At 65.5% G+C, this 14566-nt stretch carries 16 protein-coding genes and 1 riboswitch; of the genes, 9 read left to right on the plus strand and 7 right to left on the minus strand.

Annotation, left to right across the window (positions count from 1 at the left end):
• Window positions 1-9 precede the first annotated feature (9 nt).
• The 7 genes from Q0030_RS12875 to Q0030_RS12905 all read left to right on the plus strand — a co-directional run bounded on the left by Q0030_RS12875 (window position 10) and on the right by Q0030_RS12905 (window position 6123).
• On the plus strand, window positions 10-501 hold the full coding sequence (locus Q0030_RS12875; RefSeq protein WP_298367193.1) for a GNAT family N-acetyltransferase: 492 nt from the start codon (window positions 10-12) through the stop codon (window positions 499-501).
• Between the two features lie 5 nt (window positions 502-506).
• A complete protein-coding gene (gene lgt / locus Q0030_RS12880; protein ID WP_298367195.1) occupies window positions 507-1349 on the plus strand; it encodes a prolipoprotein diacylglyceryl transferase in 843 nt (280 codons plus the stop codon).
• Between the two features lie 84 nt (window positions 1350-1433).
• A complete protein-coding gene (locus Q0030_RS12885) occupies window positions 1434-2492 on the plus strand; it encodes an SAM-dependent methyltransferase (RefSeq protein ID WP_298367333.1) in 1059 nt (352 codons plus the stop codon).
• Window positions 2489-3256: a peptidoglycan editing factor PgeF gene (gene pgeF, locus Q0030_RS12890; protein ID WP_298367198.1), complete on the plus strand. Its 768-nt coding sequence runs from the start codon at window positions 2489-2491 to the stop codon at window positions 3254-3256. Before Q0030_RS12885 ends, pgeF begins: the two co-directional genes overlap by 4 nt.
• Window positions 3257-3330: 74 nt before the next feature.
• A complete protein-coding gene (locus Q0030_RS12895) occupies window positions 3331-4263 on the plus strand; it encodes a MerR family transcriptional regulator (protein WP_298367200.1) in 933 nt (310 codons plus the stop codon).
• Between the two features lie 107 nt (window positions 4264-4370).
• Window positions 4371-4991 (plus strand): hypothetical protein, encoded by a 621-nt coding sequence (locus Q0030_RS12900; RefSeq protein ID WP_298367204.1) that lies wholly within the window; start codon window positions 4371-4373, stop codon window positions 4989-4991.
• Between the two features lie 178 nt (window positions 4992-5169).
• A complete protein-coding gene (locus Q0030_RS12905; RefSeq protein WP_171948021.1) occupies window positions 5170-6123 on the plus strand; it encodes a ribose-phosphate pyrophosphokinase in 954 nt (317 codons plus the stop codon).
• 160 nt (window positions 6124-6283) lie between these two features.
• On the opposite strand, the gene Q0030_RS12910 is transcribed toward Q0030_RS12905, so the two are convergent.
• Both Q0030_RS12910 and Q0030_RS12915 read right to left on the minus strand, forming a co-directional pair.
• Window positions 6284-7090 carry an SDR family oxidoreductase gene (locus Q0030_RS12910; protein ID WP_298367209.1) on the minus strand — a complete coding sequence of 269 codons (807 nt, stop codon included), beginning with the start codon at window positions 7088-7090 and terminating at the stop codon, window positions 6284-6286.
• Between the two features lie 179 nt (window positions 7091-7269).
• Window positions 7270-7851 (minus strand): 6,7-dimethyl-8-ribityllumazine synthase, encoded by a 582-nt coding sequence (locus Q0030_RS12915; protein WP_298367211.1) that lies wholly within the window; start codon window positions 7849-7851, stop codon window positions 7270-7272.
• 78 nt (window positions 7852-7929) lie between these two features.
• A riboswitch (FMN riboswitch) is annotated at window positions 7930-8084 on the minus strand.
• Window positions 8085-8528: 444 nt separating this feature from the next.
• Between Q0030_RS12915 and Q0030_RS12920 the strand changes: the two genes are divergently transcribed.
• Window positions 8529-9029: a YbjN domain-containing protein gene (locus tag Q0030_RS12920; protein ID WP_029081955.1), complete on the plus strand. Its 501-nt coding sequence runs from the start codon at window positions 8529-8531 to the stop codon at window positions 9027-9029.
• A gap of 185 nt (window positions 9030-9214) precedes the next feature.
• Window positions 9215-10045: a pyrroline-5-carboxylate reductase gene (proC, locus tag Q0030_RS12925; RefSeq protein ID WP_298367215.1), complete on the plus strand. Its 831-nt coding sequence runs from the start codon at window positions 9215-9217 to the stop codon at window positions 10043-10045.
• An 8-nt stretch (window positions 10046-10053) separates the two neighbouring features.
• Here proC and Q0030_RS12930 read toward each other — a convergent pair whose 3' ends face one another.
• The 5 genes from Q0030_RS12930 to Q0030_RS12950 form a co-directional block, all read right to left on the minus strand.
• The gene (locus Q0030_RS12930; RefSeq protein WP_298367217.1) at window positions 10054-10464 is read right to left on the minus strand and encodes a thioesterase family protein; all 411 of its coding nucleotides are present in this window, start codon (window positions 10462-10464) and stop codon (window positions 10054-10056) included.
• A gap of 174 nt (window positions 10465-10638) precedes the next feature.
• A complete protein-coding gene (locus Q0030_RS12935; protein ID WP_044538952.1) occupies window positions 10639-10842 on the minus strand; it encodes a tautomerase family protein in 204 nt (67 codons plus the stop codon).
• Between the two features lie 113 nt (window positions 10843-10955).
• On the minus strand, window positions 10956-12470 hold the full coding sequence (gene hisS / locus Q0030_RS12940) for a histidine--tRNA ligase (RefSeq protein ID WP_298367225.1): 1515 nt from the start codon (window positions 12468-12470) through the stop codon (window positions 10956-10958).
• Between the two features lie 73 nt (window positions 12471-12543).
• Window positions 12544-13050: a DUF2314 domain-containing protein gene (locus tag Q0030_RS12945; RefSeq protein ID WP_298367227.1), complete on the minus strand. Its 507-nt coding sequence runs from the start codon at window positions 13048-13050 to the stop codon at window positions 12544-12546.
• A 212-nt stretch (window positions 13051-13262) separates the two neighbouring features.
• A complete protein-coding gene (locus tag Q0030_RS12950; RefSeq protein WP_298367229.1) occupies window positions 13263-14342 on the minus strand; it encodes a branched-chain amino acid aminotransferase in 1080 nt (359 codons plus the stop codon).
• Between the last annotated feature and the right edge of the window lie 224 nt (window positions 14343-14566).

Genomic DNA, 14566 nt, shown 5'->3' on the forward strand with positions numbered 1-14566 from the left:
AGCACAGGGATGGCGGACGCCGCGCGCATTCGAGACTACCGAAGCTCCGACGCCGACGCGGTGAACCGGCTTGCTGTTGCCGCCTTCGAGCAATTCCACGACGCCTTCAACGACTGGCCGGCGATGCGCGCCGGCCTTTCAAAAACCTCCGAATTGAGTTCCGGCGGCGAGATCATCGTCGCCGAGCTCGGCGACCGGCTGGCCGGCGCGGTCGGCTATTTTGGGCCCGGCGTCAAAAAGGCCGCATTCTTCGATCAGGCATGGCCGGTCATTCGCATGCTGGCGGTCGACCCCGTCGACAGGGGCAAGGGACTCGGGCATGCGTTGACGTCGGAATGCCTCGCCAGGGCGCGGCGCGACCGGTGCCGGACCATTGCGCTTCACACGAGCCCCACCATGACGGTCGCCTTGCCGATGTATCTCAGGATGGGCTTCAGCAAGGTGCATGACGCTCCGCCCATTCATGGCGTGCCCTACGCCGTCTACACGAAAGCGCTCTGATCCCGATGCCGTTTCTGCTGATCGACTTTCCGGTGTTCAACCCCGTCGCGCTTGCGCTCGGGCCGATCGTGATCCGCTGGTATGCGCTGGCCTATATCGTCGGCATCGTGCTGGGCTGGATCTACGCCCGCTCGCTGATCAAGAAGCAGCGGCTGTGGGGCGGCCCGGCGCCGATCACGCTGCCGCAGCTCGACGATTTCATCCTCTGGGTCACGATCGGCATCATCGTCGGCGGCCGCACCGGCTACGTGCTGTTCTACAACCTGCCCTTCTTCATCGCGCACCCGTCCGAGATCCTCGAACTGTGGAAGGGCGGCATGTCGTTCCACGGCGGCTTCCTCGGCTGCGTCGCCGCGGTGATGCTGTTTGCCCGCCGCAACAACATTCCGATCCTGTCGCTTGGCGACATCACCACCGCGGTCGCGCCGATCGGGCTGTTCCTCGGCCGGCTCGCCAATTTCATCAACAGCGAATTGTGGGGCCGTCACGCCGATCCAAGCCTGCCCTGGGCCATGATCTTCCCCAATGGCGGACCGCTGCCGCGCCATCCGAGCCAACTCTACGAGGCCGGGCTCGAGGGCATCGTGCTGTTCACTGCACTGGCGATCATGATCCGGATGGGCGCGCTGAAGCGGCCCGGCCTGATCCTCGGCAGCTTCATCACGATCTACGGCATTGCCCGGATCATCGGCGAGCATTTCAGGGAGCCCGATCCGCAGCTCGGATTCCTGTGGGGCGGATTAACGATGGGGATGCTGCTGTCGGTGCCAATGATCATTGTGGGCGCTATCATCATCACGGCCGCCGTTCGCCGCAGGGCGAACGGGCCGGCGCCGCGTTCAACCTAAAGCAAGTGCAATCCAAGGAAGGCCGTGAGCGAACCCTCCCCACTGCTGGATGAGATCAGGAAGCTGATCAAGCTGTCCGGGCCGATGCCGGTCTGGCGCTACATGGAATTGTGCCTGATGCATCCGCGCTACGGCTACTATTTGTCGCGCGATCCGCTCGGCCGCGAGGGCGATTTCACCACGGCGCCCGAGGTCAGCCAGATGTTCGGCGAACTGCTCGGGCTCTGGAGCGCCTCGATCTGGCGCGCGATCGGCTCGCCGGACACGTTCCGCCTGATCGAGCTCGGGCCCGGCCGCGGCACCATGATGTCGGATGCGCTGCGTGCGCTGCGCGTACTGCCACCGCTCTACCAGTCGCTCAGCATCCACCTCGTCGAGGTCAACCCGGTGCTGCGCGAGAAGCAGCACGCCACGCTGACCGGCGTGCGCAACATCACCTGGCACGACAGCATCGACGACGTGCCGGACGGACCGGCGGTGATCCTCGCCAACGAATATTTCGACGTGCTGCCGATCCACCAGATGGTCCGCCGCGAGACCGGCTGGCACGAGCGCACGGTCGGAATGGACGCCAATGGCAGCCTGTATTTCGCGCCCGCCGCCGAGCCGACGCCGCATTTCGAGCTGCTGCTGCCGCCGCTGGTGCGCGCCGCCCCGCTCGGCGCGGTGTTCGAATGGCGGCCCGACAGCGAGATCATGAAGCTCGCAACGCGCCTGCGCGACCAGGACGGCGCCGCGCTGATCATCGATTACGGCCATCTGCGCAGCGACGCCGGCGACACCTTCCAGGCGATCGCGCGCCACAGCTTCGCCGATCCGCTGAAGAACCCGGGAAAGGCCGACGTGACGGCGCATGTCGATTTCCAGGCCTTGGCGCGGGCCGCCGAGGATGTCGGCGCGCGCGTCCACGGGCCGGCGACGCAGGGCGACTTCCTCAAGCGCCTCGGCGTCGAGGCCCGGGCCGCGGGATTGATGGCGAAGGCCTCACCCGAGGTCTCCGCCGACATTGCCGGCGCGCTGAAACGCCTGACCGATTCCGGGCGCGGCGGGATGGGCTCGATGTTCAAGGTCATGGCCATCTCCGACCCGCACCTCACCTCGATCGCTGGCCTCAGCGATCCGCCTGACGAGACCGAACAATGACATTGGGATCACCGCTGCTGTCGGCCATTCCGGGCCTGCGTCACGCCTTCTTCTCGCGCGAGGGCGGCGTCTCCGAGGGCATCTATGCCGGCCTCAATGGCGGGCTCGGCTCGCACGACGATCCGGCCAAGGTCGCCGAGAACCGGCGACGGATGGCCGAGCAGCTCGGCGTGCCGTCCGACCACCTGATCAGCGTGCATCAGGTGCACTCGCCCGACGCCGTGACCGTGACCGGTCCATGGAACGGCTCTATGCGCCCGAAGGCGGACGCGCTCGTCACGCGAACCGAAGGGCTTGCGATCTCGGTCACGACGGCCGACTGCGGCCCGATCCTGTTCGTCGATCCCCATGCGCGGGTGATCGGCGCGGCGCATGCCGGCTGGAAGGGCGCGCTGACCGGCGTGCTGGAATCGACCATCGATGCGATGGAAAAGCTCGGCGCCGAGCGCGGCGGCATCGTCGCCGCCATCGGCCCGCTGATCCGCAAGGAATCCTACGAGGTCGGAAACGAATTCGTCGAACGCTTCATCGAGGCCGATGCCGAGAACGGCATGTTCTTCATGCCCGCCGAACGCGACGGCCACGCGATGTTCGATCTCGCCGGCTTCATCCGCATGCGGCTGGAAAATGCTGGCGTGCTGATGATCGACGATCTCGGCATCGACACCTATTCCGACGAGCGCTGCTTCAGCTACCGCCGCTCGGTGCACCGCAAGGAAGCCGATTACGGCCGGCTCGTTCACGCCATCGCGTTGGAAAGCTGACGCCGGGCGTCATCTTCGTTTTTATGCGACAACCGGCTTGACTCTCCACCTGCTGGAGACCGGACAAGCGGCGCATGACACAACGCACCTACAGCATCGGCGAGGCGGCGCGGCTCAGCGGAATGAGCGTCCGCAAGCTCCGCTTCTATTCGGACCAGGGGTTGCTGCCGCCGGCCGGCCGCACCGCGAGCGGCTATCGCGTCTTCACCGACGACGAACTGGTTCGCCTCGACCTGATCCGCTGCCTGCGCGATGCGGGGCTCGGTCTCGATGCGATCCGTGAGGTCCTGACCAAGGAGCTCTCGCTGGTCGAGGCGCTGAAGCTCCGCCTCGAGACGCTGGAAGCGGAGATCGCGGCGCAGCGCCGCGTCGCCTCGGCCCTGCGGGCTGCGTTGCGCTCACCGCAACTCACGGAAGCAGATCTGAGGAGATTCCTGACCATGACGCAGCTATCCCGCACTGAGCGCCGCAACGTCGTCGAAAGTTTTTTCGAGAAGGTGTCCGACGGCATCAACATCGACCGGAAATGGGTCCGGCAGATGATCGAGACGACGGTGCCCGAACTGCCCGACGAGCCGACACCCGAGCAATGCGATGCCTGGATCGAGCTGTCTTCGATCCTCAACGATCCCTCCTTCATCGCCCAAATGCGCGCGAACGCCAGCGACGCCTGGGATCGCGACGCCTTCGATATGGAGGCCTGCAAGGCTGCAAGCGACGCCATTGTGCGCGAGGCAAAGCAGGCGATCGACGACGGGCTCGAACCAACGTCTGACACCGGCAGCGCGATCGCGCGACAATGGCTGGAAGCCTCGGCCCGATTGATGGGCCGGCAGCCCGACCTGGATTTCCGCAACTGGCTTCGTGCCAAATACGCCCAGCATGATGACCGCGCCGCACGCTATTGGCAGTTGGTCGCTATCATGCGGGGGCAGCGGCCCGACAGCAGCCCGAACCGGGAATGGGCCTGGATCGTCGATGCCATGCGGAATCATCTCGCTGACTGACGAGGAATTCGATCCTGTCCCCGCGCGGCGCTTGACCGGTCGACTGTTAAGTGCTGTGGCCGTCCTGCCCTAGACGTTAAGCCGTTTTAACGATATCGCAGGACGCAATGAGGGAAGCGTCAAACCACCAGTTTCAAACTGGGACAGTCGTGCGTGCCGCGATCGCAGCCACATGGCTGGCGATTGCGTCCGCGCTTGGCGGATGCGCGGCCGGCGGCAACGTGGCCGACTCCTACGCAATGGCGACGCCTGCGAGCGGCGGCGCAACGGTTGCGTTCGAATCGATCGACGGTCCGCCGCCGCAGGTATTCGACCGCATGGTGGGCGTGCTCGACAGCGAATCCAAGCTGCGCAGCCTGTCGATCGTGTCGCGCCAAGCCACCGCGGCCTATCGCGTGCGCAGCTATCTCTCGGCGCAGGTGGTGCGCGGCCGCACCATGATCGCGTGGGTGTGGGACGTCTACGACAGCAACCAGCAACGGGCGCTCCGGTTGTCCGGCGAAGAGCCTGCCGGCAAGGCCAGCCGCGACGCCTGGGCCGCCGCCGACGATCTGGTGCTGCGCAGGATCGCCCAGGCCGGTCTCAGCGGCCTGTCCAGCATGATCAATGGCGGCCCGGCGGACAGCCCGGCGCCCGCCCCGGCACCGGAGCTGCGTGGGCCAGCGATGGTCAGCGCCCCGGCCTCCGCCGTGCCAGAGACCGTGGCACTCAGCTATTCCGCCAACTAACCCCCGGAATCTCCCGGGGAAAGGCGTTTTTTGCCCAGGAAAAGGTGGGCTGAAGCGCCTAATGGGTTGCCAGCGGCGCCGCCTGCCTGATATTCCCTCGCGCACCGAAAACCCGCCGGTTCTGTAAGGACTTGAGATGCTGAACGTCGTATCCAGCAAGGCGCGGGGGGAAGCATCGATGTCGGCAAAGAACGGATCAATCAAGCTCGTCGCCGGCAACTCCAATCCTGCGCTGGCGCAGGATATCGCCAAGGGACTTGGCATCGAACTGACCAAAGCCGTGGTCCGGCGCTTCGCCGACATGGAGATCTTCGTCGAGATCCAGGAGAACGTCCGCGGTTCGGACATGTTCATCATTCAGTCGACGTCGTATCCGGCCAACGACAATCTGATGGAGCTTTTGATCATCACCGACGCGCTGCGCCGTTCCTCGGCGCGCCGCATCACGGCGGTGGTGCCCTATTTCGGTTACGCCAGGCAGGACCGCAGGTCCGGCTCGCGTACCCCGATCTCGGCCAAGCTCGTCGCCAATCTGATCTCGCACTCCGGCGTCGACCGCGTCATGACGCTCGACCTGCACGCCGGCCAGATCCAGGGCTTCTTCGACATCCCGACCGACAACCTGTTCGCAGCCCCCCTGATGGTGCGCGATATCAGAGAGAAGTTCGACCTCGCCAAGGTGATGGTGGTGTCGCCCGACGTCGGCGGCGTGGCGCGTGCCCGCGGCCTCGCCAAGCGCATCAACACCCCGCTTGCGATCGTCGACAAGCGCCGCGAGCGCCCCGGTGAGTCCGAAGTGATGAACGTGATCGGCGACGTTGCCGGCTACAACTGCATCCTGGTCGACGACATCGTCGATTCCGGCGGCACGCTGGTGAACGCGGCCGAGGCGCTGATCGCGCACGGCGCCAAGGAAGTCTCTGCATACATCACCCACGGCGTGCTGTCCGGCGGCGCCGCCGCGCGCATCGCCTCGTCGCGGCTGAAGGAGCTGGTCATCACCGACTCGATCCTGCCGACCGAAGCCGTCAACAAGGCGCCGAACATCCGCCAGATCTCGATCGCCGGCCTGATCGCCGAAGCGATCGGCCGCACCGCGGCGGAAGAGTCGGTCTCCAGCCTGTTCGATTAGAGCCTCATACTCACTGTCGTCCCGGCCTTGAGCCGGGACCCATAACCACCAATTCCTGTTGCTGCGAAGGCTGGGGCCACATCTGGCGCCCGCAATAAGATCCTGTGGTTATGGGTCCCTGCTTTCGCAGGGACGACGCTAAGGATGCGGCCCCACCACCTCAAAACCCCGGCCGCGGCACGTGGCTCATCAGCGTCCGCGCATAGCCGCCATCGACGATGATCTCCTCACCATTGATGTATGACGCGCGGTCGCTCGCCAGGAACAGGGTCGCGTCCGCCATGTCCTGCGGCGCGCCGATCCGGCGCAGCGGCACCACGGCGGTGCGCCGCTCGGTAACCCCTGGCGTGTCGTAGAACGCCTGGCTCATCGGCGTGACGACGAGGCCGGGACTGACCACATTGCTCCGGATGCCGTGCGGCCCCCATTCGGCGGCGAGCTGCTGCGAGAGCATCACGACGGCGGCCTTGCTGACGCTGTAGGCGCCGCTCTGCCCCTGCGCATTGCTGGCGGCGATCGAGGCGACATGGATGAGGCTGCCGCGTCCGGCCTTGCGCATCTGGCGGCCGAACGCCTGCGCGCAGATGAAATAGCCGGTGAGGTTGATCGCCAGCACCGCATTCCATTCGGCGAGCGGCAGCGTATCGAGCCCGCCGGGGCGCAGCACCGCCGCGGTGTTGACGAGGATGTCGCAAGGACCAAGCGTGCGCGCGACGGCGGCGGCAACAGCCGCGACGTTGTCCTCGCTGGTCGTGTCGCAGCTTGCAACGAGATGACCGTCGCCGAACTCGCGCAGCTTTGCCTTGGTGTCCGCCAGCCCGCGCTCGTCGCGATCGAGCGCGGCGACCCTGGCGCCGGCGCGCGCGAAACCGATGGCGGTGGCGCGGCCGATACCGCCCCCTCCGCCGGTGACGACGGCAACGCGGCCCGACAGGCCGAGCCAATCGGAAGAATGTTGTTCGGTCATGGGCGCCTCCCGCGCGTTCTGATTATGCCGGCAAGCATAACCGAACACGCAGGCTGCGAGCGCGATCCCGGCACGCATGCCGGAAGCGCTTTTGCGTCGGGCCTTAAACTATTGACGCGCTTCTTATCTGCGCATGATCTTTTCGGAAAACCGCTTCGCACTTTTCCGGATCATGCGCGTTAGCCAGGTATTCCCGCCGCGACCTGGCCGCGCAGCCGTTCGAGGCTGAGCAGCGTGTTGGCGCAGGCCTCCGCGACCTCGATCCCCTTGATCACGAAGTGCTTGCGGAAGAAATCGTAATGCACCTCGGTCTCGTGGAATTGCTGCGGCGTCAGCACCGCCGAGAACACCGGCACCTCGGTGCGCAACTGCACATCCATCAGCGCCTTGATCACGGTATCGGCAACGAATTCGTGGCGGTAGATGCCGCCATCGACGACGAGCCCGGCCGCGACGATCGCGGTGTAGCGACGGGTCTTCGCCAGCAGCTGCGCGTGCAGCGGGATCTCGAACGAGCCCGGCACTTCGAACACGTCGACATTGGTGATGTGGCGCGCCTCGATCTCCTTCAGGAAGGAAATGCGGCACTCTTCCACCACATCGCGATGCCAGGACGACTGCACGAAGGCCACGCGCTGCGGCTTGGCGAAATGCGGATGCTCCGGCGCCGGCGGAATGGCCGGCGTATCGGGAGCGCTTTCTGCTTCGGAGGTTTGGACTTGAGAAGCTTGAACGTCTTGGTCTTGCAACATCTGATTCATGGCTTTCCTCTTTCAGGACCAGAATCAGGGCACACGGACAACGACACAAGCCCACGCGAAAATCGCGTTGGCTGCCGCAACCGTTCTCTTTCATCCGGACTGTAACCGTCGGCTTCGGAATTGCACCGAATCTGCTGACCCTTCTCCCGGCTTCACGGAAGAAGGCGCTCGCGGGCTTGGGCTCATCGCCCTTTACCGCCGGTGGGGATTTTCACCCCGCCCTGAGAACATCGGCATGCCCGGGATGGACGTGCCTGAGGCGAAATATGACCAAACCGCGACAGCTGGGCAAGCACCTTTGGCATGGGGAAACGGCATGTCCCCATGAGCGCGCTGCGGCCCTTGCAGAGAGATGTGAGCGCCCGAAAGGCTGATTCACGCGTGCGGCGAGGCGCCCGCAAATGGTTAATAAATCGTTACGCGAACGCCTAGATTCCGATTTGTTCGCAAAATCACAAGTGTGGCGGAGATCAGCTGTGGACGATGCGCGCTTTGGCTGTGGACGGACTCGGCGTGCGGTTGCGCGGATTCCGCAAATCACATCACTTCATCGGCGTCAGGTCCAGGGGCATCCGGAAGCCCGGTCAAGGAACTGCACTCGGCCACGACGCAGTATGTCGCAAGTGCCGGCTTCCGTGTGCGTATCAAGCGATCATAAGAACAAGGTCCGAGACGGCATGTCCCTCCTCGAAAGCATTATCGATTCCCGGAACAACCCGCTTGCGGTGGTCGAGGATATCGCCACCGACAACAACTGGGCGTTCGAGCGTTCCGGCGAAGACGAGGTGACGATCGTCTCCAAGGGAGACTGGATCGATTATCAGCTCTCCTTCACCTGGATGGGAGAGATCGAGGCGCTGCATCTCGCCTGCGCCTTCGACATGAAGATGCCGCAGGCGCGCCGCGCCGAGGTGCAGCGGCTGGTCGCCGCGATCAACGAACAATTGTGGGTTGGCCATTTCGATCTGTGGACCCACACCGGCATGGTCATGCATCGTCAGGCGCTCGTGCTGCCCGGCGGCCTCACCGCCTCCACCGCGCAATGCGAGAGCATGGTGGTCAACGCGATCCATGCCTGCGAGCGCTACTATCCGGCGTTCCAGTTCGTGGTGTGGGCCGGCAAGTCGACCGCCGAGGCGATGGCCGCCGCGATGTTCGATACCGAGGGCGAGGCGTAAGCGCGTCCGCATACTCAGTGTCGTCCCTGCCTAGTGCGCAATTGCGCACGGGAGCAGGGACCCATACTCCGCGGCCGCGGGGCTCACGCAAACTGCTTGTGGCTGGCGTCACGCTTCACTAGAACCGCCTGTGGTTATGGGTCCCGGCTCAAGGCCGGGACGACACAGAGTTTGTGGAGCCACCCGTGAACACATCCAGCAGCGCATTGACAAACACAACCGGCACCATCGCGCTCGCGGGCGCGGGCAAGATGGGCGGCGCGATGCTGACCGGCTGGCTCGCGCAGGGCCTTTCGCCCAAACATGTCGCGGTGATCGATCCGCATCTTTCGCCCGAGATCTCCGCGCTTGCCGCCAAGGGCGTCCGGCTCAATCCGCAGGCGACCGATCTCGGCATGGTCGACACGCTAGTCGTCGCGGTGAAGCCGCAATCGTTCCGCGACGCCGGCGCCGCGCTGAAGGCACTGGTCGGTCCGTCGACGCTCGTGGTCTCGATCATGGCCGGCACGACGATGTCCGCGCTGGAAGAGGTGGTCGGCGGCGCCGTGGTGCGCGCGATGCCGAACACGCCGGCAGCGATCGGCCGCGGCATCACGGTCGCGGTGCCCTCAAAGCGCGTCACCGCCGCGCAGCGCGCCATGACCGATGCGCTGCTGAAAGCGACCGGGCTGGTCGAATGGGTCGACGATGAGAACCTGATGGACGCGGTGACCGCGGTCTCGGGCTCCGGCCCGGCCTATGTCTTCCTACTCGCCGAGGAGCTGGCCCGCGCCGGCGTCGCGGCCGGCCTGCCCGAGCAACTCGCGACCACACTGGCGCGCGCCACCGTCGCCGGCTCCGGGGAGCTGCTGCATCGCTCCGATCTCCCGTCGGCGACGCTGCGGCAGAATGTCACCTCGCCCGGCGGCACCACGGCTGCCGCGCTCGAGGTGCTGATGGCGACTGACGGCATGCAGCCGCTGATGACCCGCGCCATTGCGGCCGCGACCCGCCGCTCAAGGGAATTGGCGAAGTAGTCTTTCGCCTACTGCGCCTGGCCCGACGTCCCGGCGAGCCGCTTGTTGAAGCTCTCGACATTGATCAGGCCGCGGGCGTGGCGGCCTTCACCGAGCTTGCGCGTGCCCTCAAACGCCTCGACCGCGAAACGGATCACGCGGCGCTCGACCGCGACCACCTTTGCGGTGGTCCGTACGGTCGCGCCGACCAGCGCGGCGGCGAGATGGCGGATATCGACCTCGGTCCCGACCGTGACCCAGCCGGGCTGCAGCGCACCGCGGATGGCATCGCCCGAGGCTATCTCCATCTCGAGGATCATCATCGGCGTCGCATACACCATCGGCATGCCGGGCACGAAATGCCCGACCGTGCGCTCCGGCGGCACCACGAGCATACGCTCGGCGCTCATGCCGATCTTGATGAAGTCGCGTGCGTCCATGTGGCCTCAAAGACAGTGTCGTCCCGGCCTTGAGCCGGGACCCATAACCACCGACGCTTGTGTTGCGATGGCTGGGGCCCCAGCGGACATACACAACAAGCATCGGTGGTTATGGGTCCCTGCTCCAGTGCGCAATTGCGCACAAGGCAGGGACGACCCGTGGAGAGATAGGGGCTACTTCTTCGCGGCAGCGGCGCGCTCGACGAAGGTCTTGCCGCCCTTCATCTTGTGGTGCAGCGGCGCTTCGTTGATCTGGATCACGACGGCATCGGCGTCGACGCCAAGGTTCTTCACCAGCGCCTGGGTGATGTCGCGCATCATGCCGGCCTTCTGCTCGTCGGTGCGGCCGGCGGCCATGCTGACAGTGATCTCGGGCATCGGAATAACTCCCTTGTTGTTGTTGACGCGCAAACCGGTCATCCGCCGGTCTGGCTGGCGCGGCATCTTTTTGAAGATGGATGCGCGGGTCAAGCCCGCGCATGACAAACCAGCTATCCCCAGTTCACGTCGTGCCGCGCGAGCACCTCGCGGACCTTGGCGACCAGATCGGCCTCGGCGCAAGAGAACTGGGCGGGGCGTGTTTCGCGCCATTCCTGATTGGACGCGATCGCGGCCGCGGCCTTGGCGCCCTCGATCAGATCCTTGATCTGCACCTCGCCGCGCGCCTTCTCATCGGAGCCTTGAATGATCACGCAGGGCGAGTTGCGGCGGTCGGCATATTTGAGCTGGTTGCCCATGTTCTTCGGATTGCCGAGGTAGAGCTCGGCGCGAATGCCCGCCTGGCGCAGCCGCGCAACCATCTTCTGGTAGTCGGCGACGCGGTCGCGATCGAACACGGTGACGACGACGGGCCCGAATTCGGCCTTGGTGTCGAGCTGGCCGAGCATCGTCAGCGCGGCCTGCAGGCGCGAGACGCCGATCGAGAAACCGGTCGCCGGCACCGGCTCGCCGCGAAAGCGCGAGACGAGGCCGTCATAGCGGCCGCCGCCGCCGACCGAGCCGAACCGCACCGGGCGGCCCTTCTCGTCCTTGGTGTCGAGCAGCAGCTCAACCTCATAGACCGGGCCGGTGTAATATTCGAGGCCGCGCACGACGGTGGGATCGATGCGGATGCGATCCGCGCCATAGCCGGACGCTGCGACCAGTTTCGCGATCTCTTCCAGCTCACTCACGCCGGCCCGACCGACTTCACTTTTCGCCAGGTAGGTCTCGGCCGCAGCGATGGCCTCTCGCCAATCGGCGCGCTGCTGCGTGACGGCGAGCACGATGTCGGCATCCGCCGGGCTCAGCTCGGCGCCCTTGGTAAAGTCGCCCTTGCCCTCTTCGCCGCCGTCCCAACGCCCGGGACCGAGCAGCTTGCGAACCTCGTCGGCGGGAAACTTGTCGAGCTTGTCGATCGCGCGCAGCACCGTGAGCCTGCGGCCTGCATTGTCGTCGCCGCCGAGACCGATCGCCTCGAGCACGCCGTCGAGCACCTTGCGGTTGTTCACCTTCACGACATAGGAGTCGCGCGGAATGCCGAGCGCTTCCATCGTGTCGGCCGCCATCATGCAGATCTCGGCGTCGGCCGCCGGCGTCGCCGAGCCGACCGTGTCGGCATCGAACTGCATGAACTGGCGGAAGCGGCCCGGACCCGGCTTCTCGTTGCGGAAGACATAGCCGAAGCGATAGGACCGGTACGGCTTCGGCAGCGCGTCGAAGTTTTCCGCGACATAGCGCGCGAGTGGCGCGGTCAGGTCGTAGCGCAGCGAGATCCACTGCTCGTCATCGTCCTGGAACGAGAACACGCCTTCGTTGGGACGGTCCTGGTCGGGCAGGAATTTGCCGAGCGCGTCGGTATATTCCATCGCCGGCGTCTCCACCGGCTCGAAGCCGTAGAGCTCGTAGACGGCGCGGATCTTCTCGACCATCGCCCGCGTGGCATTGATCGCGGCCGGGCCGCGATCTTCCAGCCCGCGCGGCAGGCGCGCCTTCAGTTTCTGGGTTTTTTTGGGTTTCTCGGCCATTGGCGGCGTTTACCAGCGGACGCGCAGGGCGGCAACCCGGCTTTGCGCCTCCGCCACTGCGAAACGCTGGTTCTCAGGGCTGCTCCATCCGCGCGCGAAGCGCGTCGGCGTCGGCCTTCGGCATCGATTTCAGCAGCGGCTTGATGGTCGCGCCGCCGACGATCTTGCCGTTGCGCATGAACATCCAGTCGGAGATGTCGGCTTCCTTGAACTCGGCGAGGTCGCCGGCCCGCTTGCCCGGTAAGTCGCGTGGCTGGTTGGCGAACCGGCCGGAATAGCCGCCGCTCGGCAGCTTCTTCACCTCGCGCATCCAGATGTGCTCGCCGTCGTTGCCATGGGTCGGAAAGCGGACCTTGAGCGAGTGCTGGGTCTCCGACGGCTTGGGCGCCTCATAGGAGGCCCAGAACGCCGGGAGCGTCTCGCGCGCATGGCTGATCGCGGCATTCATCTCCGGGTCGGCCGTGCGGACGTCGATAACAGGCGAGCGGTCCTCGGCGCGCGCCGTGTTGGTTCCGGTGAGCGCGAACGCAGCCGCGATCAGCACGGCACAGGTCAGACGTGTTACGGGAGTTTTGGTCATGTCATCACGCGAATGGGGATCGTTTGAAGCGGGAGGCGAGACTTTGTCGCGCGCTCGCGGCAGGCCGTTCATGCGATGACGGCAGATCACACGGAAAAATGACGGCCGAGATGAAGCGTCGGCGTGCTCGCTGGAGTTCCAAAGCGAGAGCGCCTCTCCCTTTGCAAAGGAGAGGCGCCAAATCGAAGCACGTCAGCGGCGGAACCGCTGTGTCAGGCGACGTTCCTGATCCAGTTATGCGGGTCGTTGGTGCGACCGTACTGGATGTCCACCAGCTTCTTGCGCAGGCCCATCGCGACCGGGCCGGCCACGCCGCCGCTGATCTGGAAGTCGCCGCTCGCCGAGCACACCTTGCCGATCGGCGAGATGACGGCCGCGGTGCCGCAGGCGAAGGCTTCCTTCAGCTTGCCGCTGGCGGCGTCGGCGCGCCACTGCTGGATCGTGTAGGGCTCCTCGCGCACGCGCGTGCCGGTATCCTTGGCAAGCGCGATGATCGAGTCGCGGGTGATGCCGGGCAGGATGGTGCCGAGCGGCGGCGTCAGCAGTGAGCCGTCGTCGAAGGCGAAGAAGATGTTCATGCCGCCGAGCTCCTCGATGTAGCGGCGCTCGACCGCATCGAGGAACACGACCTGGTCGCAGCCGCGCTCGATCGCCTCAGCCTGCGCGCGCAGGCTTGCGGCATAATTGCCGCCGCACTTGACGGCGCCGGTGCCGCCGATCGCGGCGCGCGTGTAATTCTCCGACACCCAGATCGACACCGGCGCGGGACCGCCCTTGAAGTAGGAGCCGACTGGAGAAGCGATGACCGAGAAGATGTATTCCGCCGACGGCTTCACGCCGAGGAAGACCTCGCTCGCGATCATGAACGGCCGCAGATAGAGGCTGCCCTCGCCGCCCGGGATCCAGGCGCGATCCATCCGCACCAGCTGCTCGACCGCATCGATGAACACGTCCTCTGGCAGCGGCGCCATCGCCATGCGCTCGGCCGAATTGTGGAAGCGCCGGGCATTGGCGTCGGGACGGAACAGGTTCACACCGCCATCGTCGCGCCGATAGGCCTTGAGACCTTCGAAAATCTCCTGGGCGTAGTGCAGCACCGCGCCGGCCGGATCGAGCGGGAAATTCGCGCGGGCCTCGACGCGGGCGCTGTGCCAGCCCTTGCCCTGGCTGTAGCGGACGATCGCCATGTGGTCGGTAAAGACGCGGCCGAAGCCCGGGTCCACGAGCTTCGCTGCACGATCCTTGTCGGATGTGGCATTCGGCGAAGGCTGGATGTCGAATTTCAAAGTCATTTTTCTTGCTTTCCGCTGTCGGAACCGGCGCCATACCGGGCGTCGGCCTGTTTCCCCCGGAGCCGTCAGGCTCGGCTGGTGCGAACTTCACCACCGCCGGCAACCCGGCCGGTTTCCATCGCCAACATGCCGTTTAGACATGCTTTTGCGGAGTGCTGAAGTCCAGTATGTTTGCCGAGATGCCGCTCGACAATCGCACGGTAGTCCAATTTGCGGCCCAAACC

Origin of the sequence: uncultured Bradyrhizobium sp., assembly GCF_947648125.1 — a bacterium.
Classification (GTDB): Bacteria; Pseudomonadota; Alphaproteobacteria; order Rhizobiales; family Xanthobacteraceae; genus Bradyrhizobium.